This window comes from Brevibacterium iodinum ATCC 49514 (assembly GCF_900169265.1).
Taxonomy (GTDB): Bacteria; Actinomycetota; Actinomycetes; order Actinomycetales; family Brevibacteriaceae; genus Brevibacterium; species Brevibacterium iodinum.
Genome location: NZ_FXYX01000012.1, coordinates 24,999 through 46,755, shown reverse-complemented (window position 1 = coordinate 46,755; position 21,757 = coordinate 24,999). Strand labels below are relative to the sequence as shown.

21 protein-coding genes are annotated in these 21,757 nt (G+C 65.4%); 7 read left to right on the top strand and 14 right to left on the bottom strand.

Annotated features, from left to right (window positions below; translation table 11 throughout):
* Positions 1 to 107: 107 nt before the first annotated feature.
* Positions 108 to 2,042, top strand: coding sequence for an aconitate hydratase (locus BI49514_RS09635; protein ID WP_101546342.1), 1,935 nt, complete (start codon positions 108 to 110; stop codon positions 2,040 to 2,042).
* Positions 2,043 to 2,215: 173 nt separating this feature from the next.
* On the opposite strand, the gene BI49514_RS09630 is transcribed toward BI49514_RS09635, so the two are convergent.
* From BI49514_RS09630 to BI49514_RS09615, 4 genes are all read right to left on the bottom strand, one after another.
* On the bottom strand, positions 2,216 to 3,694 hold the full coding sequence (locus BI49514_RS09630; RefSeq protein WP_101546341.1) for a catalase: 1,479 nt from the start codon (positions 3,692 to 3,694) through the stop codon (positions 2,216 to 2,218).
* A gap of 234 nt (positions 3,695 to 3,928) precedes the next feature.
* A complete protein-coding gene (locus BI49514_RS09625) occupies positions 3,929 to 5,257 on the bottom strand; it encodes a hypothetical protein (RefSeq protein WP_101546340.1) in 1,329 nt (442 codons plus the stop codon).
* Positions 5,258 to 5,428: 171 nt separating this feature from the next.
* Complete coding sequence (locus BI49514_RS09620) at positions 5,429 to 6,016, bottom strand: HutD family protein (RefSeq protein ID WP_101546339.1); 588 nt, start codon at positions 6,014 to 6,016, stop codon at positions 5,429 to 5,431.
* 47 nt (positions 6,017 to 6,063) lie between these two features.
* On the bottom strand, positions 6,064 to 6,426 hold the full coding sequence (locus BI49514_RS09615; RefSeq protein WP_101546338.1) for a VOC family protein: 363 nt from the start codon (positions 6,424 to 6,426) through the stop codon (positions 6,064 to 6,066).
* A 123-nt stretch (positions 6,427 to 6,549) separates the two neighbouring features.
* Here BI49514_RS09615 and BI49514_RS09610 point away from each other — a divergent pair, with 123 nt between their 5' ends.
* The gene (locus BI49514_RS09610; protein WP_101546337.1) at positions 6,550 to 7,575 is read left to right on the top strand and encodes an ATP-grasp domain-containing protein; all 1,026 of its coding nucleotides are present in this window, start codon (positions 6,550 to 6,552) and stop codon (positions 7,573 to 7,575) included.
* Between the two features lie 17 nt (positions 7,576 to 7,592).
* Here BI49514_RS09610 and BI49514_RS16555 read toward each other — a convergent pair whose 3' ends face one another.
* Positions 7,593 to 8,153, bottom strand: coding sequence for a hypothetical protein (locus tag BI49514_RS16555; protein WP_167443913.1), 561 nt, complete (start codon positions 8,151 to 8,153; stop codon positions 7,593 to 7,595).
* A gap of 41 nt (positions 8,154 to 8,194) precedes the next feature.
* Between BI49514_RS16555 and BI49514_RS09600 the strand changes: the two genes are divergently transcribed.
* Together BI49514_RS09600 and BI49514_RS09595 are read left to right on the top strand one after the other, a co-directional pair.
* Complete coding sequence (locus BI49514_RS09600; protein ID WP_101546335.1) at positions 8,195 to 8,683, top strand: TenA family protein; 489 nt, start codon at positions 8,195 to 8,197, stop codon at positions 8,681 to 8,683.
* A gap of 54 nt (positions 8,684 to 8,737) precedes the next feature.
* Positions 8,738 to 10,219 (top strand): phytoene desaturase family protein, encoded by a 1,482-nt coding sequence (locus BI49514_RS09595; protein WP_101546334.1) that lies wholly within the window; start codon positions 8,738 to 8,740, stop codon positions 10,217 to 10,219.
* 16 nt (positions 10,220 to 10,235) lie between these two features.
* On the opposite strand, the gene BI49514_RS09590 is transcribed toward BI49514_RS09595, so the two are convergent.
* Positions 10,236 to 11,549, bottom strand: a complete 1,314-nt coding sequence (locus BI49514_RS09590; RefSeq protein WP_101546333.1) for a hypothetical protein — start codon at positions 11,547 to 11,549, stop codon at positions 10,236 to 10,238.
* 24 nt (positions 11,550 to 11,573) lie between these two features.
* Positions 11,574 to 12,536, bottom strand: coding sequence for an EamA family transporter (locus tag BI49514_RS09585; RefSeq protein WP_101546332.1), 963 nt, complete (start codon positions 12,534 to 12,536; stop codon positions 11,574 to 11,576).
* A gap of 72 nt (positions 12,537 to 12,608) precedes the next feature.
* Between BI49514_RS09585 and BI49514_RS09580 the strand changes: the two genes are divergently transcribed.
* Positions 12,609 to 13,514 (top strand): LysR family transcriptional regulator, encoded by a 906-nt coding sequence (locus BI49514_RS09580; protein ID WP_244195008.1) that lies wholly within the window; start codon positions 12,609 to 12,611, stop codon positions 13,512 to 13,514.
* On the opposite strand, the gene BI49514_RS09575 is transcribed toward BI49514_RS09580, so the two are convergent.
* The 3 genes from BI49514_RS09575 to BI49514_RS09565 are packed head-to-tail and all read right to left on the bottom strand — an operon-like array spanning position 13,511 to position 15,878.
* Positions 13,511 to 14,395: a hypothetical protein gene (locus BI49514_RS09575; protein ID WP_244195007.1), complete on the bottom strand. Its 885-nt coding sequence runs from the start codon at positions 14,393 to 14,395 to the stop codon at positions 13,511 to 13,513. The two genes, BI49514_RS09580 and BI49514_RS09575, sit on opposite strands and share 4 nt — an antisense overlap.
* On the bottom strand, positions 14,392 to 15,003 hold the full coding sequence (locus BI49514_RS09570) for a hypothetical protein (protein ID WP_101546330.1): 612 nt from the start codon (positions 15,001 to 15,003) through the stop codon (positions 14,392 to 14,394). The genes BI49514_RS09575 and BI49514_RS09570 overlap by 4 nt, the downstream gene beginning before the upstream one ends.
* Before the next feature lie 59 nt (positions 15,004 to 15,062).
* Complete coding sequence (locus BI49514_RS09565; protein ID WP_101546329.1) at positions 15,063 to 15,878, bottom strand: DUF8083 family protein; 816 nt, start codon at positions 15,876 to 15,878, stop codon at positions 15,063 to 15,065.
* A 127-nt stretch (positions 15,879 to 16,005) separates the two neighbouring features.
* Between BI49514_RS09565 and BI49514_RS09560 the strand changes: the two genes are divergently transcribed.
* The gene (locus BI49514_RS09560) at positions 16,006 to 16,215 is read left to right on the top strand and encodes a DUF3073 domain-containing protein (protein WP_101546328.1); all 210 of its coding nucleotides are present in this window, start codon (positions 16,006 to 16,008) and stop codon (positions 16,213 to 16,215) included.
* Positions 16,216 to 16,561: 346 nt separating this feature from the next.
* Here BI49514_RS09560 and purM read toward each other — a convergent pair whose 3' ends face one another.
* From purM to BI49514_RS09545, 3 genes are read right to left on the bottom strand one after another with little or no spacing between them, the layout of a single operon-like run.
* Entirely contained in the window at positions 16,562 to 17,659 is a 1,098-nt protein-coding gene (gene purM, locus BI49514_RS09555; RefSeq protein ID WP_101546327.1) for a phosphoribosylformylglycinamidine cyclo-ligase, read from the bottom strand.
* 1 nt (position 17,660) lies between these two features.
* Positions 17,661 to 19,142: an amidophosphoribosyltransferase gene (purF, locus tag BI49514_RS09550; RefSeq protein ID WP_101546326.1), complete on the bottom strand. Its 1,482-nt coding sequence runs from the start codon at positions 19,140 to 19,142 to the stop codon at positions 17,661 to 17,663.
* 44 nt (positions 19,143 to 19,186) lie between these two features.
* Positions 19,187 to 19,663 carry a hypothetical protein gene (locus BI49514_RS09545; RefSeq protein ID WP_244195006.1) on the bottom strand — a complete coding sequence of 159 codons (477 nt, stop codon included), beginning with the start codon at positions 19,661 to 19,663 and terminating at the stop codon, positions 19,187 to 19,189.
* 189 nt (positions 19,664 to 19,852) lie between these two features.
* Here BI49514_RS09545 and BI49514_RS09540 point away from each other — a divergent pair, with 189 nt between their 5' ends.
* Positions 19,853 to 20,830, top strand: a complete 978-nt coding sequence (locus BI49514_RS09540; protein ID WP_101546325.1) for a universal stress protein — start codon at positions 19,853 to 19,855, stop codon at positions 20,828 to 20,830.
* A 12-nt stretch (positions 20,831 to 20,842) separates the two neighbouring features.
* Here BI49514_RS09540 and BI49514_RS09535 read toward each other — a convergent pair whose 3' ends face one another.
* Complete coding sequence (locus tag BI49514_RS09535; RefSeq protein WP_101546324.1) at positions 20,843 to 21,736, bottom strand: EamA family transporter; 894 nt, start codon at positions 21,734 to 21,736, stop codon at positions 20,843 to 20,845.
* Positions 21,737 to 21,757: the final 21 nt, after the last annotated feature.

Below are 21,757 nucleotides of genomic sequence, written 5' to 3'. Positions count from 1 at the left end.
ACAGGAGGCGACCGACCTTGAGAACCCATCGATCGAGGACTAGCGTGGATTGACTACCCGAAGCCGAGTGGCTTCGGTGGATCGCTGACTGCCGAAGGAGGCGGACAATGGCTGAGAACGTTGCTCAGAAGCTCATCCGATCGCATCTGGAGTCCGGGGAGCTCACTCCCGGAAACGAACTCGGGATCCGGATCGACCAGACGCTCACCCAGGATGCGACGGGCACCCTGGTCATGCTCGAACTCGAGGCGCTCGGCCTCGACCGGATCCGCACGGATCTGTCCGTGCAGTACGTCGATCACAACCTGCTGCAGACCGATGAGAAGAACCCGGAGGACCACGAATTCCTCCGCTCTGCCGCGGCACGGTTCGGTCTGTGGTTCTCCCCTGCCGGCAACGGCGTCTCCCACCCTGTCCACCAGTCCCGTTTCGGCAAGCCCGGGACGACTCTCATCGGCTCGGACTCCCACACCTGTGCCGCCGGCGCTTTGGGAATGCTCGCCATCGGCGTCGGCGGACTCGAGATCGCCATGGCCATGGCCGGTGAACCCCTCTTCATCAGCGCCCCGCAGATCATGGGCGTCGAACTCACAGGCACCTTGCCCGACTGGGTCTCAGCCAAGGACGTCATCCTCGAAATGCTGCGTCGTCATGGGGTCAAAGGCGGAGTCGGGAAGATCATCGAATATCACGGGGACGGGTTGCGGAACCTCACGGCCATGGACCGTCACGTGATTGCGAATATGGGGGCCGAACTCGGCGCCACCGCCACGGTCTTCCCCGCCGATGATGCCGTCCGCGACTACTTGGAAGCCGTTGACCGAGGCGAGGACTTCACCCGCATCGAGGCCGACGAAGGTGCCGAATACGATCTCACCGACAGCATCGATCTCTCGCAGCTCGAACCGCTCATCGCCGCGCCGTCGTCTCCGGGCAACGTCACTCCGGTGCGCGAGGTCGCCGGTGAGGACGTCTTCCAGGTCGTCGTCGGCTCCTCGGCGAACCCAGGGCTGCGGGACTTCGCCGTCGTCGCCGAAACACTTGCCGACCGCCAGATTGATCAGCAGATTTCGCTCGACATCAACCCCACCTCACGTGAGGTCCTTGCCGACCTCATCGCCGGCGGATGGCTGACCTCACTGGTAGCTTCCGGGGCCCGGATTCACCAATCCGGCTGCATGGGCTGCATCGGTATGGGCCAGGCTCCTGCGGTCGGGCGCAACAGTCTGCGCACCATGCCGCGCAACTTCCCCGGTCGCTCCGGCACCGATGAGGATTCCGTGTGGCTGTGTTCTCCGGAGACTGCCGCGGCCGCCGCGCTGACCGGGAAGATCACCGATCCCCGCGACCTCGACATGGACTATCCCGAGGTGCGGCTGCCGGAGAAGTTCTCCGCAAACCGCAAGATGCTTGTTCCACCTCTGGAACCGGAGGAAGCCCGGAACGTCGAACTCGTCAAGGGAACGAACATTTCGACCCTGCCGAATTTCGACCCGCTGCCCGATGACATCGACCTGGAGATCCTGCTCAAGGTCGGCGACAACGTCTCTACAGACGAGATCATGCCCGCCGGATCCCGCGTTCTGCCGTACCGGTCGAACATCCCGAAGATCTCCGAGTTCGTCTATATCCAGGTCGATGGCACCTATGCCACCCGTGCCGCCGACCACGACGGCGGACACGCGATCGTTGGTGGGGAGAACTACGGTCAGGGGTCCTCTCGCGAGCATGCGGTCATCGCTCCGCGCTATCTCGGACTGCGGGTAGTGGTGGCGAAGTCGTTGGCGCGGATCCACTGGCAGAACCTTGCGAACTTCGGCGTCCTCGCCCTCGAGTTCACGGACGATTCCGACTACGAATCCCTGTCCCAGGGTGATGTGCTTGAGTTCCGTGGTCTGCGCGATGAGCTCGGTGCGGGGATGACGATCACCGCCGAGGCGGCCGGCCGAAAGTTCGAATTCCGCCATGGCCTGTCGCCGCGTCAGGTCGAGATGGTCCTCGCCGGTGGTCGCATCGCCCAGCGCGCCGCGAACCTCAGTTGACTCCACGAACTACCTGACGGCGGCTCAGCAACCTCGCGCGAGGTTGCTGAGCCGCCGTCAGGTAGCAATTGGGAAAGAGAAGGCGGCCCGGACACTCCCGCGGTGTGGAAGTTCCGGGCCGCCGTCTCGTGCCGAACTCTCAAGCGGTCAGGCGCTCAAGATCTCAGAGCCTGTCAGCCCTTGACCTTGGCTTCGATGGCCGCGCCGACCTCGGCGTCGATGTTCTTCCAGTACTGGATCGCGTTCGACAGCACCGGCTCTTCGACTCCGTCGGAGAGTGCGCCGGCCACAGTCGCGATGAGACCCTGGCGCTCTTCCTCGCTGTAGACCTCGCGGACCAGGGTGTGTGCCTGGCCGAAGTCGTCGTCCTCGGCGTGCAGGCTGTAGGCGCTGCGAACGAGCTCACCATCGGCCTCCCAGCCGTTGTCGACCGGACCCTGCTCGTCTCGGAAGGAACGTCCGTACGAGTTCGGGGCGTAGACCGGCGCATTACCCGAGTGGTGGTACTGCATCTGGCCTTCCTTGTCGTACGAATTCGTCTTCGTGACAGGGGCGTTGACCGGCAGCTGGTTGAAGTTCGTGCCGATGCGGTTGCGCTGTGCATCCGGGTAGGAGAACACGCGGCCCAACAGCATCTTATCCGGCGAGAGCCCGGTTCCCGGCACGGTGTTCGAAGGGCTGAAGGCAGCCTGCTCGATCTGCGCGAAGTGGTTCGAGGGGTTCTCGTTGAGGGTGAACTTGCCGACCTTGATGAGCGGGTAGTCCTTCTTCGACCAGATCTTGGTCAGGTCGAAGGGGTTGAAGCGGTAGTCCTTGGCGTCTTCGTAGGGCATGATCTGCACGCTGAAGGTCCAGGACGGGTAGTCGCCGCGCTCGATGGCATCGAACAGGTCGCGGCGATGCATGTCCGCATCCTCGCCCGCCATCCGACCGGCTTCCTCGTTGCTCATGTTCTCCACGCCCTGGTCGGTGTGGAAATGGTACTGGACCCAGAACTTCTCGCCCTCGGCGTTGACCCACATGTAGGTGTGCGAGGAGTAGCCGTTCATGTGGCGCCAGCTCTTGGGCAGGCCGCGGGGTCCCATGAGGTAGGAGACCTGGTGAGCCGACTCAGGCGAGAGCGACCAGAAGTCCCACTGCATATTGTTGCTCCGCAGACCGGAGTCGGGCAGGCGCTTCTGCGAGTGGATGAAGTCGGGGAACTTCATGGGATCGCGGACGAAGAACACGGGGGTGTTGTTGCCCACCATGTCGAAGTTGCCCTCTTCGGTGTAGAATTTCAGCGCGAATCCGCGCACGTCGCGCCAGGAGTCGGGCGAGCCTAGTTCACCGGCGACGGTGGAGAAGCGGGCGAGCATCGGGGTCTTCTTGCCCGGCTGCAGGAAGTCGGCCTTCGTGTACTTGGAGACGTCTTCGGTGACTTCGAGCTCGCCGAATGCGCCGGATCCCTTTGCGTGGGGGCTGCGCTCGGGAACTCGCTCACGGTCGAAGCGAGCAAGCTTCTCGACCAGAGCCACGTCGTGGAGCATCAGCGGCCCGTTCGCGCCCACACTCAGCGAGTGAGCATCGGATTCCCGCGGCGCACCGGACTCGGTGGTCGTTGCCTTCGTACTGTCGTGGCCAGCATATTCATGATCTGTATGTTGCGTCATAACATCTCCTTCAACCGTTTGATTTCAGGCGGCGTCACTCAGCCCGCGATCACGGCCACCGGTGAGATGCGGTTCCCAGCGGTGCAGCTGATCGGTCGGCTCAGTGCCGTTCGCCCAGTCTCGATATCCCGACTTCGGCAGAACACTGACAAAGTTAGTTTCAATCTAGCGATGTTCTCTACTTCATACAACCAAGGGCGGGCTGTCTAAATTCCCGTGCTCGACGTGTCAGACTCACCCCTCCGCGGAGGCGGCCGATCCACCACCCGAACCGCCGGTTCCGGATCCGCCCGAACCCGACGAGCCGCTGCCCGAGGCGTCCGAGGCGGATCCGGAGCCTGTGCTGCTTGCCCCGCCGCTGGTGTCCCCGGAGCTGCCGGCGCCATCGGTCGAGGTGGAACCGCTGCTCGCACCGGTGCCGTCGGTGCTCGTCGAACTGCCGGTGGAATCGCCCGTGCCCGTCGTCGTGTCCGTACCCTGAGAGCTCTGCCCCTCGGTCGCACCTTCGGCGCCGGTCTCCCCCGCCGAGGTGGACTGACCGTTCTGCGTGCCCGATCCGCTGTTCGATGAGCTCTGACCGCCGTCGGCGCCAGACCCGGATCCGCTCGACGATTCGTCTCCGCTGGTCCCGGAGTTCGAAGTCCCGTCGTCGATGACGGGTTGGTCGTTCGTCGACTGCCCGGTCACCGATCGCGAGATCTGCGAGGTGCCTGGTGAGATATCGGCTTCGGTGAAGTTCTCGGCCATCACGACCGCGCCGAGTCCGATTCCGAAGGCTGCGACGCCGATCGTCAACGGGTAGAGGACCCGTTTGCGACGCAGCTTCTGCCACCAGGAGCGGGGCTCGCTCTCGGTTTCACTGCCGTCGCCGTCCTCGTCTGTTCTGTCGTCCGGCGCCGAGGTGGCTGCCGCGGTCGCATTGCCGCCGCCGGGTTCCGGTGGAGCAAAGGCCGAATCTTCGGCGAGTGAGGGATCGACTGCAGTGGTCTTCCCGTTGGGATTCTTCGCGATCTTCGCCTTCACGGCCGGAGCGAGTTTGGACCCGACTTCCTGGATCTTCTCCTTGCCTTTGTCGAGGCTGCGACCGTAGAGAGTGACGGCCAGGCCGGTGACGATGCTGGCGACTCCGGCACCGACGACTGTGCCCGCGACGCCGAGCTGACCGCCGATGACCGAGGAGGTCGCAGCTGCGCCGGCGCCCGCCAGCAGCTGAGTGGCCGAGATCCGGCCCTCTGAGGATTTCCCCTCTTTCTTGTCCTCGGCCGTCTCTGCCGCTTCGGCGACGGCGGTCGGGGAGGCAGCTGTGGCCGCAGCAGTCGTAGGTGAGTCCGCGGCTGTGTCCGGCAATGTCCTCGTCTGCTGTTGGGTGGTCTGGCCGTCGTGGCGGATCGGGTTGGGCGGCATCACCTCGGTGACGACGTGTTCGGTGGGTTCGGCTGCCGGGGCCGGGTGGGAGCTGACGATCTCTTCGGTGATCAGCGGCAGGGTCTGGGAATGCTCGGGCAGACGAGTTTCGTCGTTGCGCTCGTGCTGTCTGTTCTTGCCGCTGTCGCCGACCGTCAAAGTTCCTCCAATTTCCGGTGGAGAACCATTCTCGAACATGCACGTTCGGGGATCCTGACACTACCCGTCCGAAGCTGAGAAAGGCCTGATGAAAATGCCCGGAAACGGCACCGTCACCTGGGACGATACGCGGGAATATGACGCCCACTACAGTAGGTTCTCACCGACTTCTCAGATGTGCGCGTCGCCACTTTCGGAGTGAAGATACGCCATCGAGACCTCATCTGGAGCAGTCTCGTTCGGTTCGAGTTCCAGCAGTTGAAAACGCGGGAGATCCAACCCCGCTTCGAGAGTGAGCACAAACCGGAATCTGCTGGCCGGGAACTGCTCGCCGATGCCCATCTGCAGCTCGCCGCAGGCACATTCGGTTTCGCTGCCCGCGCCCGTGCCGGTGTCGTGAGCGGAGTCGTCCATACCGTCGTCGGCGACCATGAGGTTGACGGCGAAACAGGGCGCTGCCAGTTCGACGAGGTTCACGTCCTGACTTCCGTGGAAATGTTCCGGGCGCAACGCCGGCACCGGGTGCACGATTCTGTCGATCTCCAGGACCACATCGGCGGTGGGGAGGAAGGTGCGCGCCATTCCGGGCAGCGCTGAGAACGGGCCCACGCGTTCGAGTCGAGCGATGCTCAACCGCCAAGGACGCAGCCCCGGAGTCAGCTGCGCGGAGTCAGCCAGGGAGACGAGCTCAGTGGTCTGACCGGCACCATTGGCCCACAGGACAGGATTACGGTCGGCAAACGAGGCGAGCGCGCGCATGACTCAGCACACCACGGACGGGTGGGGCCGCCTCGGTGATGGTGTGGTCATCCCTTGCACAGACAGAACGGGTGACCGGCCGGGTCGAGGAACACTCGGAACGTCTCTCCCGGCTGCTCTGGGGCCTTGCCCGCACCGATCTCGAGCACGGACTCCTCAGCAACATCGAGGTCGTCGACGATGACGTCGAGGTGCATCTGCTGCGGGTGGGCCTGACCGGGCCAGCTGGGCGCGTGATAGTCCTCGACCTGCTGAATGCACAGCGGGGGCCAAGAATCGGAGGTGACTTCCGCCCAGGTGCCGTCCTCCTCGACCGCGACCTTCCAATCGAGGAGCTGCCCGTAGAACTCTGCGAGTTCGGCGGCGTCGGGAGCATCGAGTACGACCACAGGTTGCTTTGCGATAGCCATGACCTGAGTCTACGCCGCAGCACGGACATGACGAAGGGGCCAACGACGGGCGGGGTGGCGTAAGATCGTTGAGCAGATCCGCCGGGCGAGCGATCGCGCCGGCACCCCGAGCAAAGGTGCGCGATGAGTTCTCACATGCTGCCCGTCGGCGACGGTCCGGCGGTGCACGTCATACACGACAATCCGGAATGGATCGCCCCGTTCACGGATGCGCTCGACCGCCTCGGCGTCGCCCATGTCGAATGGCTGCTGCCCGAGACCACGATCGATCTTGCCGCGAAACCTCCTGCCGGACTGTTCTGGTCGCGGCTGTCTGCGTCGGCGCACACCCGGACCGATCCGCATGTGAAGGAGTACGGGCGCGCGGTCCTCGACTGGCTCGCCGCCGCCGGTCGCCGAATGATCAACGGTCGCGACGTCTACGAGATCGAGGTCAGCAAGATCCGTCAGCATCGCGAGCTGGCCGGCCGGGGCTTCGACGTGCCGCGCACCGCGGCCGCGTTCGGACCGCGGGCGCTCGTCGAGGCCGCTGCCGGCTTCACTCCCCCGTTCATCACGAAGCACAATCAGGGCGGCAAGGGCCTCGGTGTGCGTCGCTTCGACTCCCACGCCGAGCTCGAGGCGGTCGCCGATGAGTTCGCGCCCGGTGGCGCGAATGCGCCGATCGACGGCATCACCCTCATCCAGGAGTATGTGCAGCCTGCCCAGCCGTTCATCACCCGTGCCGAGTTCATCGGTGGTCGCTTCCACTATGCGGTGCGCGTCGACGTCTCAGGTGGGTCGTTCGAGCTGTGCCCGGCCGATGCCTGCACGATTCCGGGTGCCGGGGCTGATCCCGACGTCGAGGCGGTCCCCCAGTTCGCCCGCCGTGAGGAGATCACGGCCGGAACACCGCTGATCTCTCGCCTCGAAACGCTGCTGACCGACCTCGGCATCGAGATCGCCGGCATCGAGTTCATCGACACTGTCGACGGCCGTCAGGTCGTCTACGACATCAACACGAACACGAACTACAACCCGTCCGTCGAGTCCGCCGAAAAGTCAGCAGGTCGTCAGCCTGCCGCGGACCGTATCGCCGATTTCATCGCCGGCACCCTCGCCGAGGCGGCCCCGCAGTCGGTATCCCCCGCCGGGCCCGCAGCCCGGTGAGGTCCCTGGACACGGTCCTACGACACCTGCTGGCTGAGCTCCGCGCAGTCCGGCCGGGGCATCGTGCGCTCATTGCCCTCGACGGGGTCGATGGGGCCGGGAAGACGATGCTCGCTCACGAGCTCGTGAATTTGGCCAAGACCGCTGCGGACGTTCCTGGACATGATTCCGACCGCCGGGTCACCGCCATCAGCATCGACGGGTTCCACCACTCTCGGGCGATCCGGTACGCCCAAGGCACGGGGCCAGACACCTTCTATCGCCGTTCCTATGACTACGGAGCATTCGTCGATTCCGTCGTCGAACCATTTCGACGAGGCGACTCGGTCGTTCCAGCCGTGTGGGACGTCGACGCGGATCGACCGATTGCGCCGGTGCCTCGGAATCAGCCGAACGACTGTGTCCTCCTCATCGACGGAATCTTCCTCCACCGTCCCGAGCTTGTGGATCTCTGGGATGCGAGCGTGTGGGTCGATGTTCCGTTTGAAGTCTCGGTCCCACGAGGAAACGAGCGGTTTGCCGGAGCCTTCGATGCCGATCCCGAGGCCGCGTCGAATCTTCGCTATGTCGGCGGTCAACGTCTCTATTTCTCTGAGGCGTCCCCGTGGGAGAAGGCAACATGGGTATTCGACAATCGAGACCTGGACCGGCCGAACCTGAGGCGGTCGACCACAGATTCGTCCGGGAGCTCTTCGCAGGCGGCATCGACGACACGGTGATGCGCGACTATCTGGTGCAGGACTATCAGTTCTTCGAGTCGTTCCTGTCCATGCTCGGCGCCTGCGCGGCCCACGCCGATGAACTCGACGCAAAGCTGCGATTCGCCCGACAGCTGGGAATGCTCATCGCTCTCGTCGTCGCCGAATCGCTCTATCTCGGCTGGGCCGAGTCTCGTGAGGACATGCCGCCGCGACAGGTCCACCGAGGATGGATCGACCTCCACCGAGGCGAGGCCTTCCACGGGTGGGTGCAGTTCCTCGTCGACGAGCTCGAGCGCGTGTTCCCGGAGGAAGAAGACCAGAGCTCAGAGGCCGAGACCCTCACCCACGTCTGGCAGCGGGCCGTCGACCTCGAATGCGCTTTCTTCGACGACGTGTACGACAACTGAGCCGCCAGGGAACGCACACCGCAGCCGTCCATCTCACTGACCTAGACTGGCCACATGAGCACAGGTGTTGATGCAGTCGTCGTCGGAAGTGGTCCCAACGGCATGGCCGCCGCGGTCGCCCTGGCCCGTGCCGGGCTGAGCGTCGAAGTGTTCGAGGCTCAGCCGACGATCGGCGGCGGTGCCCGCACCCTCGACCTCGGACTGGCCCCAGGCATCACTCACGACATCTGCTCGGCCGTCCACCCACTGGCCATCGCCAGTCCCTTCTTCGTCGACTTCGACCTGCGCGCTCGCGGCATGGAGCTGACGACTCCCGATATCTCCTACGCCCAACCGCTGGATGGTAAGCCCGCCGCGCTGGCCTTCCACGATCTCGACGAAACGGTCGACCGCCTCGGCGAAGCAGGACCCGAATGGCGGCGATTCTTCGCCCCGCTCCTCGAGCGTGTCGATGACGCGATCTGGCTCTCCCTCGGTGACAAACGCTCCGTGCCCGAGACCCTGCGCGACGTTCCCGGCATCGCGAACGTCGTGAAATTCGGTCTTCGGCTCCTGTCCCAGGCCAGCCCTGCGTGGAACATTCCGCTCTCCCACGAATCCTCCCAGGCCCTGTTCACCGGTGTCGCCGCGCACGCGATCGGCGGGCTGCCTGCCATGGGCACCGCGGCCACGGCCACGATGCTCTCGACCGTCGCCCATGCGGGCGGCTGGCCCTCCCCCATAGGCGGATCCCAGGCGATCATCGACCACCTCGTCGCCGATCTCGAGGCCCACGGCGGGAGCGTGCACGCAAACTCCCCGATCGCCCACGTCACCGACCTGCCCAAGGCCCGCGCCTATCTGCTCGACACCTCTGCGTTGGGTGCGGCGCAGATCTTCTCCGGCCTGCTGCCGGCCCAAGTCGACAAGAGCCTGCGGGGGTTCAAACAGGGCAATGCCGCGGCGAAGGTCGACTTCGTCCTCGACGGGCCCGTGCCCTGGTCCGACCCCGAGGTGGGGCGTGCCGGAACCATCCACGTGGGCGGCTCACGTGCGCAGATGGCCGCCGCCGAGGCGCAGGTGACGAACGGACGCATGCCGGCCGATCCCGTGTGTCTCGTCTCCGACCCCACCGTCTTCGACCCATCACGCGAGGTGAACGGCCTGCGGCCACTGTGGACGTATTGTCACGTCCCATTCGACTGCCCGATCGACCCGACCGAGTACATCACCCGGCAGATCGAACGCTTCGCCCCGGGCTTCCGCGACCGCATCGTCGCGCACAACGCGATCCCCGCCTCCGAGATGGCCGAGCACAACCAGAACTACATCGGCGGGGACATCGCCACCGGTGTTGTGTCCTTCTATCGGATGATGGCCAGGCCGCGCACGAGCTGGGACAACTACAGCCTCGGCGTGCCGGGTGCCTTCCTGTGCTCGGCGGCGACCCCACCGGCACCGGGCGTGCACGGAATGAACGGCTGGTTCTCCGCCCGCCGGGCACTCAAAACCCGTTTCGGCATCGACGAGACACCCAGCCTGTCCCCGGGCGACTGACTTTCATTCAGCTGACTCAGCCCCGCACCCACCGATCAGCGTCGCCGTCATAGCGCCATTCGGCCACCTCGGTGACGGCCTCGATGACGTTGTTCAGCCAAAACGTCGTATCCGGATGCCACCCTGCCACGAGACTCGCCGTCCGATCATCCGTATTACCTGCCGTGGGGACGGTCTCCGCTTCCTCGCCGAGGCGGCCCTCCGTCACGTCGATGACCGCACCGGCCGTACGCAGATAGCCGGCCAGACCCACGTGTACACCGTCGAATTCCTCGGACACCCGTGACCAATCGGGAATGACCCACCGACCCTTGCGACTGGTGGCCTCGAACCACACCTGACGGCGCTGCGCGGTGACGTCGAGCGGATAGCGCCTGCACAGATCCGCCCAATCCTCAGGTCCGCGAATCTCGGCGATGCGGGCATCCGGGCGCAGTTTCAGACGACAGGCTCGGGCACGCTCGAGACCGAAATCGTCCTCGACGAGTTCGACGCCGATCAGGGTTCCGTCCGGCCAGGTCCCCGTCGACGACCAGAGCCCGTCTGGCGGAGTCGACCACCATTCGCCGCTGACCTCCTCGTAGGGGTTCTTGGCGAAGTCGTGACGGTACTCGGTTTCGGTGGTGAGGACATCTGCGAGCCACTCGTCCAACCCCCACGAGAGCCTCGCGACGTCTCCCTCGAGAGGCGGATAGAGATCGGTCAGCGTGATCGCAGGCGCCGCTGTCGAATCAACAGGACCTAGGGGCCGGTCGAATACTGCAGGCAGCCCACTGCGATGATCTGCGTCATCCCAAGCCAGAGCCCATTGATTGCCCGGGTGCAGAGGCGCTGTCCAGACATCGAGCAGGCCAGTGGATATGAGCATCTCCGCGAAGGGGCGCAGAGCTTCCCGCACCTCTGGGGCAGCAGCGATCTGATCGGCACCGTGAGGAGGCTGCCAGTACATGGCGCCGGAGATGACTTCGGCCATCTCGTTCTCCAGGTCAATTTGAGTCGGCCTCAACGGTGTGACGCGTCGCAGGGTTGCCGCGACGTCCTGGGCAGTGACGTCTCCGGATTCCGGTTCGGAGTCTCCCTCGCCGAGGTACATCGCCACCGCAGCGCCCTGCTCCTTGTCGGCAAGGAAGCCGGCGATGAAGACATCGTGGCGAGCCTCGGAAAGCGCACGCGCCCCCTCGGTGAGCGGTTCGCCCTCCTCGTCGAATTCGTCGTCGCGTCCATTCAGGGCCAGCCCGAACACGAGCGAGCGTCCCCGCGGGGACGCGAGCAGATCCTCGACGGACAGGCGGTCGTCATGAAGGGTCGGAGGCTCATCATCGGCGGTCATGACCTCAGGCTACGCGAATACCTGTCAGCTGGCCTTGATGGAATCGCCTGCGTCGGAATCCTCCGCTTGCGCGCTCACCGGCACGGCAACCTCGGCGGCTGCGAGAATACGGGCCCCCTTCGCAGCCTTGAGACCCGCTCCGAGGACACCGATAATGACGAGGGCTGCTCCGCACAGCTCCCCGAGGCTCACTCGCTCGCCGAAGAAGACGAATGCCGCGCTCATCCCGACCACAGGAACGAGCATCGAGAACGGTGCGACGACGCCGGCCGGGTTGCGCGACATCAGCCACGACCAGATGCCCGAACCGAGGATCGTCGCGATGACCACTGTATAGATCAGCCCAGCGAGGGCAAGAAGTCCGGTCGGGGTAGTCAGCCCCGTGAACGACGCCCCGACCCGGTTGGGTCCTTCGACCGCGAGGGAGAGGGCGAGCATCGGCAGGGGTGGGATGACCGACATCCACATCGTCAGCTTGATCGGCTCGGTCGAATGGGACTGCCGGTTGCAGATATTGCCGATCGCCCAGCCGAAGGCGCCGGCGAGGGTGAGGAGGAAGGGCAGGAAGCTCGCGTTCGAGTCGAAGCGCTGCCAGCCGACGACGGCGAGCCCTGCCATCGCGACGAGCAGAAAGGTCATCTGCGAGCCGCGGACCCTCTCGCGCAGGAATGTCATGCCCAGCAGCACCGTGAAGGGGCCCGAGGCTTGGAGGACGAGGGACGCGAGTCCCGCGGGCATGCCGGCGGCCATCGCCCAGTAGAGGAAGAGGAACTGCAGCAGTCCGAAGCCGAGTCCGTAGCCGATGATCCACCGGAGCCCGACGTCGGGCTTCGGTACGAAGAGCAGCGCGGGGACCGCGAGCAGGGCGAAGCGCAGAGCGACGAGGAAGAAGGGCGGGAACTGGGCCAGAGAGAGATCGATGGCGAGGAAATTCAGTCCCCACATCACCGCCACCGAGGCGGCGAGCAGACAGTGCTTGAAGGACATGGCCCCATTCTCAACCGCAACCATTATGAAGCACAATCGCAGAGTGCTTCATCGACTCTGTAGCATGACTTCATGGTCATCGATCCGAAGCATCTCGAGCTGCTGCGCCTGTTCGACGAATACGGCAGCGTCACCGCTGTCGCCGATGTCACCCATCGCTCCCCTTCGGCCGTCTCTCAGCAGCTGAGGCAGGCCGGGAGCGAGATCGGCCACGCTCTGGTCGAACCCGCCGGTCGCGGACTCACGCTCACCGCCGCGGGACGGCTGCTCGCCCACGGTGGTCGGGACGTGGCCCGCACGCTCGCCCGGGTGCAGGCCCAATGGGAGGGCCACCTCGGCGAAGCTGTCGGAGAGATCACCCTGGCCGGACTGCCGAGCGCGCTCACCCACCTCCTCCCTGATGCGCTGCGCAGGCTGCGGGAGGACCACCCGCACATCGACCTGCGCATGGACGATGTCGACCTCGCCGAGCACGAATTCGCGGGACTGACCCGAGATGTCGATATCGTCGTCGCACACAGCCTCGTCGCCGAACGCCCCCTGGGCACCGACGGACTCACCGTCGTCCCGCTCGCCCGCGAACCCATCGACGTGGCCCTCGCCATCGGCCATCCGCTTGCCGATCGCGCCGAGCTGACCCCGGACGATATCGTCGATTGTCGCTGGGTCGGAGTGCCCCGAGGATACCCCTTCGACACGATTCTCACCTCGATCGAGCATCTCACCGGTCGCGACCTCGATGTCGTCCAACGCATCCGGGACAACCGGCTCATCGAAGCGATCGTCGCCTCCTCGGACCAGGTCGCGCTCCTCCCCCGGTTCACGACGCCGCGCGATGCGGGACTGTCGCTGGTGCCGCTGACGGGGGTGACGACGACACGCTGGATCGTAGCCGTGATGCGTCCGGACACGGCCGAACGTGTCGCGGTGCGTGCTGTGATCAGTGCGCTCAGCCGGGTCGACGACGCCGCGGTTTAGGCGGTGCCCATGCTGGTGAAGCGCTTGGGCACGAGCTTCTCCAGGGGCAGGAACGCCGCCCAGCAGATGACGGTCGGCAGGAAGTGGATGCCCAGCGCGAGATACGTCATGAGGTGGAAGAGGAAGAAGAAGGCGACGGCCCCGTACAGCCACTTGCCCTTGAGGAACAGCACAACCGGCGAAAGGAACTCGAAGACGAGTGTCGCCCACTGTGCGGCGATGAGGAAGCCGGGCATCTCGAGGAACGGCTTCGACCATTCGGCGCCGCGCCGCATGAGCGCCCAGATGATGACCGCACCATTGGCCCAGCGGGTGATGTTGCCCGAGGCGATCCACTTCATCACCACCGAGTAGAAGTAGGTGAGCACGACCGCGATCTGCACGACGCGCAGTGCCCAGCCTGCCCGCGCCGAGGCGGTGCCGAGGTCCCGAAAGCGCGCCGTTCCGACCGTCGGCAGGACGAAGGCGGCGATGACGAGCGCCATATGATCATGAGCGACGTAACCGTAGCCCTGCGTGTAGAACATCCACGCACCGAAGCTGAGCGCCACGGCCCAGCCGCTGAGGCGCTGGAGGATTCCGGCGGCGGCGAGCAACGAGAAGACGATGATGGCGGCGAGCAAGATCTGTGCGCCGAGGACGCTGACGGCCGGGATGTGGAGGAACCGGGCCAGCCACAGTGGCTGGTAGAACTCCGGCGTCCAGCCGTGGGCGATGACGTCGCCGGAGATCGTGAGCACATCGATGATGATGAAGAGGTAGAGGAACACTCGGAACACGGCCACCCGAGCCAGGGGGACCTCGGGCATGAACCAGCGGAGGAACGGATTCGTGGGGGCCGCCTCGGTGGGGGTCGACCTCAGGGTCGGGATGCTGCTCATCGGACCTCCCACTTCGCCAGCGTCGTCTGTTCGGGTTCGCCGACGGCCAGGCCGTTCTTCAGGTGTGTGGTGATGCGGCAGAGGATCATCGTTTCGGGTTTCGGTTCGTCCGGGTGCAGCCGGATGTACGAGTCGGCCATCGACTGCAGGAGTTCGGGGTGGGCGATGACCCGGTCGAGCTGGGATTCGACGTCACCGCGTTCGATGCCGACGGTCGCGGCGTTGAACCCGAGGCGGCGCGGTTCGTCCTCGCCGGGGAACTGGGCTTCGATGCACGTGGAGTTCACGGTCCCGTTGAGGTCTTTGGCGGTGGCGTACTGGGTGAGCGATCCGAGCGGGAAGAAGTCGTTCGTGTTGAGGAACTGTCCGCAGGTGAGGATGACGAACGCGATGGCGGGAACGACGATGCGCCAGCCGATGCAGACCTTCGACAGCGGTTTGACCCGGGTCGAGGGTTTCGGCCGGGTGGTCGGCCCGGCGGCGGGGTCGTCGGAGCCGGACTTATCCGAGCCGGGCTCGCCTGTGCGTGAGGCGGACGAGCCGGCAATATCAGGCCCCTGAGCGGCAGGATCCTGGCTCGTCAGGAGACGGCGCTTCTTCTCTTCCATACGCTTGCGGGACTCGTCCTCTCGGGTGCGGCTCGTTCGCAGACAATCCTATCCGCCCTTCAGGAGCTGCGGGCGTAGAGGTTGAGCTGCTCCCAGCCGGCCGCATACTTCTGGAAGGCGGCGACCGCGGACTCGGAATCGTTGTTACTCAGTGCCGTGACCCACGAGTCGACGAGTTCGGCGGCTTCGCTCGGCCACAGCACATCGGACATTCCGCCGAGGTCGAGCTCGAGGACCGAGTTCATGTCGAAGGTGTCGATCCATTCGGCCAGAACCGAGGTCTGCTCGACCATATCGACGACCTTCGAGGTGTCCGCAATCGTCTCCGAGGCCCATTCCATGCGCGCCGAGGCGGCCAGGATGTCCGTGCGGATGAGTACGCGGAGCCCCTCGTCGGTCTCCTCGGTGATGATCTGATCCTCGGTCAGGGAGAAGAACAGCCACCACGACGGCGGCACGTCCCAAGCCGAGACCCGGGTGAAGATCCGTGTGTCCTTGGCATCCTGCAGCCACTCCGCACGACGGCTGGCGGCACGTCGGCGAGCGGACTTCGGAGCGACGATGTCCAAGGTCGCCTTCGAGGTGTGCTCGGCCAGTGATTCGAGCGCCTCCCACCCGCGAATGTCCTCCTGAGCAGGGCAGAAACGGTCCACCCCGTCCGCGGTCTGAGACGCTGGAAGATAGATCGGAGTGCGCCGGAAGGAATCGGCCACGGGCGAAGGAGGCAGGGAGATCAAGCGCTTGTCAGCGTCGTGGGAAATCTGCTCCTCGATGCGTGACCGGCTGTCCTCCACCTGCCTGTCTTGCAATTCGGAATGCACCACAAGGGGTTCGAAGATCCGCAGGGTGACGACATAATCGCGACGGTAGGCCATGGGTTCAGCCTATCCAAGGTCCACTCACAAAATGGAACTTCCCAGTATGAACAGGTAGGATTTAAGCGCATAGCAGAGATCTAGTCCGGGGCCATTCGCCCCATTGACGACGGAGGGGGTCACGCCAGTGGGTCGCGGCCGCGCAAAGGCAAAGCAGATCAAGGTAGCTCGGAAGCTGAAGTACTACAGCCCGGATACCGACCTTAATAGACTCCAGCAGGAGCTGGGCGCCGACGCGAGCAAGTCCGGTCCGTCCGATCCGTACGACGATGAACCCGACTACTCGGCTTACGCCGACAAGTACAATGTCGACGATGACGACGAGTACGAGAACTGAGCTCGGATGAGTCCAGCCGCACACGGCTGATCTGACACGCACAGAGGGCGGGGACTTCGGTCCCCGCCCTCTGTCGTGCGCGCAGACGGCCGTGGGCCCGCCGGTCCCTCCGCTCGTGGGCATTCCCCCGCCGAGGCGGCTGTGGCCGAGGAGCATCACGCACCGTTGAGTGCAATTCCTCCACTCCCGCGGCCATCACACACCGCAAGCGGCACACCCCCGTGCAGGAACACGAGGGTGTGAGACTAACGGTGTGCGAAGCCTGTGCGCCGAGGCTGTGAGACTAACGGTGAGGGATGCCCCGCGACCAGGCCAGCCGCTCGAGATCTGGTGTGCCGCTCGAGACCTACTGCAGGATTGCGGCGCCGCCGTCGACGCCCTTGGCGCCCTGCACATAGTAGGGATCGGTCGCCAGAGATCCGTCATCGGCGGCGACTTCGCCGAGCACCCAGGCTCCGGGGCTCGCTTCGAGCACACCATCGACCGACGCTGCGTCGACGACGAGAACCATGCCGACACCGAGGTTCCACGTGCGTTCGCGGTCGTCCTGCGGCACTCCGCCGAGGTCGCCGAGCACGGAGAACACGGCCGGGATCTCCCACGAGGCACGCGACATCTTCGCGACCAGGCCCTGCGGAAGCACCCTGGCCACATTGGCCGAGAGTCCGCCGCCGGTGACGTGCGAGACCGAATGCACCGCGTCGGGCAGTGCGTCGAAGAGAGCGGCGAGCTCGCCGGTGTAGACATGAGTGGGAACGAGCAGCTCCTCACCGAGGGTGCGCCCGAATTCCGACACATGTGTATCCAGGCCCCAACCCGCCTCGGCGATGATGTGGCGGACCAGCGAGTATCCGTTGGAGTGGATGCCAGAGGACGGCAGACCGATGAGCACGTCCCCGGCCTTGACCTTCTCCGGGCCGAGAAGCTTCGAGGCCTCGACGACTCCGGTGGCGGCACCGGCGACATCGTACTCATCGACCCCGAGCAGACCCGGGTGTTCGGCAGTCTCCCCACCGACCAGTGCGACTCCGGCCGAGGCGCAGGCGTCGGCGATTCCGCGCACGATATCGGCGATGCGTTCGGCCACGACCTTGCCACAGGCGATGTAGTCGGTCATGAACAGAGGGCGGGCACCACAGACGATGATGTCGTCGACGACCATACCGACGAGGTCGTAGCCGATGGTGTCGTGCTTATCGAGAGCCTGTGCGATGGCGACCTTCGTGCCCACTCCGTCGGTCGACGAGGCAAGCAGCGGACGGTCGAAATCCTTGAGCACGGAGACGTCGAAGAGTCCGGCGAATCCGCCCATCCCACCGACGACCGAGGAGTTGTGAGTGGCCGAGACCGCCGCCTTCATGAGTTCGACGGCGCGGTCTCCGGCCTCGACGTCGACGCCTGCGGCGGCATAGGTGGTGGACTTCGGGTTCGCGTCGGAACTCAACTCAGCATCCTTTGTCGGCGGGGGTGTCGTTGACGGGAATCGGGTATTCGCCCGAGAAGCAGGCGGTGCACAGCTGGCTGCGCTCCTGCTGGGTGGCGGCGATCATGCCGTCCAGAGAGATATAGCCCAGAGAATCCGCGCCGAGGTTGTCGCAGATCTCATTCGTCGTCAGTCCGTTGGCGATGAGCTCGGCCCGGGTGGCGAAGTCGATTCCGTAGAAGCACGGCCACTTCACCGGCGGGGAGGAGATGCGCACATGGACCTCTGCCGCTCCGGCCTCCCGCAGCATGCGCACCAGCGCCCGCTGGGTGTTTCCGCGCACGATCGAATCGTCGACGACGACGAGGCGTCGGCCTTCGATGTTCTCCCGGATCGGATTGAGCTTGAGGCGGATGCCCAGCTGCCGCAGAGTCTGTGACGGCTGGATGAACGTGCGTCCGACATAGGCGTTCTTCATCAGCCCCTGGCCGAAGGGGATGCCCGAAGCTTCGGCATAGCCGACGGCCGCCGGGGTTCCGGATTCGGGAGTGGCGATGACGAGGTCGGCGTCGACCGGGTACTCCTCGGCCAGCTGTCGGCCCATCTGGGTGCGCGCGGCGTGGACGTTCTTGCCGGCGAGCATGCTGTCGGGACGGGCGAGGTAGACGTATTCGAAGACGCAGCGGGCCTGGTCCGATTCGGCGAAGCGGTGCGAACGCAGACCGTCCTCGTCGATGGCGATGAGCTCTCCGGGTTCGACGTCACGGACGAACTTCGCACCGACGATATCGAGTGCCGCGGTCTCCGAGGCCACGACCCAGCCGTTCTCCAACCGGCCCAGCGACAGGGGCCTCACCCCGTGCCGGTCCCGGGCGGCGTAGAGGGTGTGCTCGTCCATGTAGACCAGCGAGAACGCACCCTCGACATGGGGCAGCAGGTTGAGCGCCGCCTCGGTGAGGTTCTCTCCGTCTTCGGTCGCGAACAGCTCGGTGACCAGGGAGGTGTCGTTCGAGGAGTCACGGAAGGGCCGGGTGCGGGACGTCTTCTTCGTGGCCTCCTCGACGACCTTCGTCGCGTCGTCGCGACGGGAATCGGCCATGGCCTCAAGCGCGTCGAAGTTCGTCAGATTGCCGTTGTGCGCCAGTGCCACAGTGCCGAACGGAGTCGGCCCCAGGGTGGGCTGAGCGTTCTCGAACGACGGTGATCCGGTCGTCGAATACCGCGTGTGCCCGACGGCAATATGGCCCTGCAGAAGCTCGAGATCGCGCTCATGGAAGACCTGAGAGACCAGGCCCATGTCACGGTAGATGAGGATCTGCTTGCCGTTGCTGGCAGCGATTCCCGCGGACTCCTGTCCGCGGTGCTGCAGAGCGTAGAGCCCGAAGTAGGTGAGTTTGGCGGTTTCCTCGCCGCGGGCCCAGACTCCGAACACACCGCATTCGTCCTGCGGTCCGCGGTCCTGGGGGTCGATTTCGTGCGTCAGCTGCCCGTCTCCTCTTGCCACGAGTGAAATTGTCTCATACCCGCAACTGCGCTCTGACTCGGTGATCAGACTGTGGAACCGGGGGCCGTATTCCGACCCTTTCCCGCCTCGTCTGCATCGTCCGCGGTGGGCTCAACATCGTCTGCCGCTGGTGCGGCGTCCTGGCTCGCCGAGGCGGTCCCGCCCTCGACAGCGTCGGCATCCGGGTCCTCCCCGCGGGCTTCGGCGATGCGGCGGCGCGCGATCTCCTTCGGGTCGTCGACCATGTCGATCTGCGCACCGACCCGGAACTCCTTCGACTTCTTCCGTCCCCGCCAGTCGAGGACGAGCGCGACGAGCCCACCGAGGAACAGTCCGCCGATCCCGAGGACGAGCAGCAGCAGGCCCAGTCCCTTGGCCACCGTGTAGCCCATCGGCATATCGGCCGGGTCGACGAAGACCGCGAGGATTCCCGCAGCGACGATGCCGAGCACCGCGCCGATGCCCATGAACACCGAGTACTTGGGGCTGCGACGGACGGAGACGTCGATCTGGTCCTTCATGATCTCCTTGGACACGTGGCCTCGAGGCCGATGGATCGCCGGGAATGCCCCGGAACAACAGGTCGCGAACAGTCTAGTCGAGTCAGCCTGAGGTTCCTCCCAGGCAGTCTCATGCCAGTTCCCATAAACTGGACACATCTAAGCTGGACTCAACCAGATTGACGGTCACTGAAGACAGAGGTTAGCGATATGTCCCACACGATCATCGTCGGCATCGACGGCTCCGACAACGCCGAATGCGCCCTGCAGTGGGCGATCACGCATGCACAGAAGACCTCCTCCGAGATCCGCATCGTCTCCGCCTACACCGTCCCCGGCGTCAATATGAGCCAGGCCGACATCGTCTACCCCGCCGACTTCGACAGCGCCGTGAAGAAGACCGTCGAAGACATCGCCGAGGCGGCCGCCGCCACCGTCACCAAGGCCGGAGTTCCCGTGTCGACGACGATCGCGCCCGGTGACGCTTCCGGGGTCATGGTCGAGCATTCGAAGAACGCCGCCCTCGCCGTCGTCGGCGCCCGCGGTCGCGGCGGGTTCGCCGGTCGTCTCCTCGGGTCCGTGGCCCTGGCGATGCCCGCGCACTCGCAGTGCCCGACCGTCGTCGTCCCGAGCACGTGGCCGACCCGGGTCATGCCGACGACTCCCCTGCCCGTCGACGCTCCCGTCCGCACGACGGATGATCCCTCCGCCGAGGCGGACCGACGAACCCGACCCGACTTCTCCGGGGAGGTCGTCGCCGCTGTCGATCCCTTCGAGACCGACACCCCGGTGCTGCGTGCCGCGGCCTCGCAGGCCGCGATCTACGGTGTTCCGCTGCGCCTCGTCGGGGTCACCGCCACGCATATCCTCTCGCCCGAGTGGATGCCCAGCGAGGAGCACCTCATCCGGATGTACGACGAAGCGGCGAAGTCCTTCACTGCCGCTGCCGACTCCCTCGAGGGCGACTTCCCCGATCTCGAGGTGCGGTACTCGGTCTTCGATGCTCCCGCCACCGAGGTACTCGTGTCGGCCACATACACCGCCGATCTCATGGCCATCGGCTCCCGCGGCCGCGGCGGATTCGTCGCCACCGTCCTCGGGTCGACGTCGCAGGGCGTGCTCTCGCACGCAGTGTGCCCAGTGCGGGTGGTGCGGGTCAACCGCCGTCAGCCCGGGCGCCGCCGCTGAGCCGCGCCCCTCTCACCCGAGGGCGATGAGCCCGATACCTGCGACCACGAGGAGGGCACCGGCGAGTTTGAGCACCACGTTCCTCTCTCCGAAGAACCACCAGGCCAGCAGTGTGCCGACGATGATCGAGGTCTCCCGTACGGGGGCCACGAGCGCCACCGGTGCCTGCTGCATCGCATAGAGGACGAGCACATACGCCAAGGGTGAGAGGAACGCCACGGTCACCAGCGCGCGTTTGTGGCTCGTCAGGATCTCTCTGAAATCGGCGCGCTTCTCCCGCCCGCCGGGAAGTGCGAAGGCTCCCGCGGTCATGATCGACCCGACGCAGGCTTCGGACACGGCGAAGTAGAGCAGCGGGGAGTCGCTGACATGATTGATGGCGAAGTCGTCCCACAGCGTGTATGAGGCGATGAACGCCCCGATCAGCCCGCCCCAAGCGAGCCCGCGGCGCAGTCCGTCACTGCTGGTGGGGCCGTCCCCGCCGCGGGGACGGATCGTGACGACAGCGATCCCTGCGATGACGGTGAAGGCTCCGGCCGCCTCGGCGAAGGTGGGACGCTCACCGAGGAAGGCCACGGCGATGATGATCGTGACCACGGGCCCGGTGCCGTGCGCCGTCGGGTAGACGACGCCGAGCGGGGCGTGGTCGTAGCCGGACTGCAGGGCCACGGAGTAGGCGATGTGGAAGACCGCGCTCAGCGCCGCCGCACCGACCAGACCCCAGTTCAGCGACTGCGTTCCGGTGAGGACGATGACGATTGCCAGCGGAGCGAGCAGGATCGCCGAGAGCCCGTGGTAGGCGAGCACGAAAGCGTACCCCTTACCGGTGACGGACTTCGCGGCGAGGTTCCATACGGCGTGGGCGACGGAGGCGATGAGGACGAGCCCGAGGACCGGGAAGGTCACCTCAGCACCGCCCTCTTCGGC

Coding starts and splice junctions, on each gene's coding strand:
- BI49514_RS09540 (WP_101546325.1), top strand. CDS start 19,853: ATGTCCCACACGATCATCGTCGGCATCGACGGCTCCGACAACGCCGAA.
- BI49514_RS09565 (WP_101546329.1), bottom strand. CDS start 15,878: ATGGCCTACCGTCGCGATTATGTCGTCACCCTGCGGATCTTCGAACCC.
- BI49514_RS09570 (WP_101546330.1), bottom strand. CDS start 15,003: ATGGAAGAGAAGAAGCGCCGTCTCCTGACGAGCCAGGATCCTGCCGCT.
- BI49514_RS09580 (WP_244195008.1), top strand. CDS start 12,609: ATGGTCATCGATCCGAAGCATCTCGAGCTGCTGCGCCTGTTCGACGAA.
- BI49514_RS09590 (WP_101546333.1), bottom strand. CDS start 11,549: ATGACCGCCGATGATGAGCCTCCGACCCTTCATGACGACCGCCTGTCC.
- BI49514_RS09595 (WP_101546334.1), top strand. CDS start 8,738: ATGAGCACAGGTGTTGATGCAGTCGTCGTCGGAAGTGGTCCCAACGGC.
- BI49514_RS09585 (WP_101546332.1), bottom strand. CDS start 12,536: ATGTCCTTCAAGCACTGTCTGCTCGCCGCCTCGGTGGCGGTGATGTGG.
- BI49514_RS09615 (WP_101546338.1), bottom strand. CDS start 6,426: ATGGCTATCGCAAAGCAACCTGTGGTCGTACTCGATGCTCCCGACGCC.
- BI49514_RS09575 (WP_244195007.1), bottom strand. CDS start 14,395: ATGAGCAGCATCCCGACCCTGAGGTCGACCCCCACCGAGGCGGCCCCC.
- BI49514_RS09620 (WP_101546339.1), bottom strand. CDS start 6,016: ATGCGCGCGCTCGCCTCGTTTGCCGACCGTAATCCTGTCCTGTGGGCC.
- BI49514_RS09630 (WP_101546341.1), bottom strand. CDS start 3,694: ATGACGCAACATACAGATCATGAATATGCTGGCCACGACAGTACGAAG.
- BI49514_RS09635 (WP_101546342.1), top strand. CDS start 108: ATGGCTGAGAACGTTGCTCAGAAGCTCATCCGATCGCATCTGGAGTCC.
- BI49514_RS09600 (WP_101546335.1), top strand. CDS start 8,195: ATGGGTATTCGACAATCGAGACCTGGACCGGCCGAACCTGAGGCGGTC.
- BI49514_RS09545 (WP_244195006.1), bottom strand. CDS start 19,663: ATGAAGGACCAGATCGACGTCTCCGTCCGTCGCAGCCCCAAGTACTCG.
- BI49514_RS09610 (WP_101546337.1), top strand. CDS start 6,550: ATGAGTTCTCACATGCTGCCCGTCGGCGACGGTCCGGCGGTGCACGTC.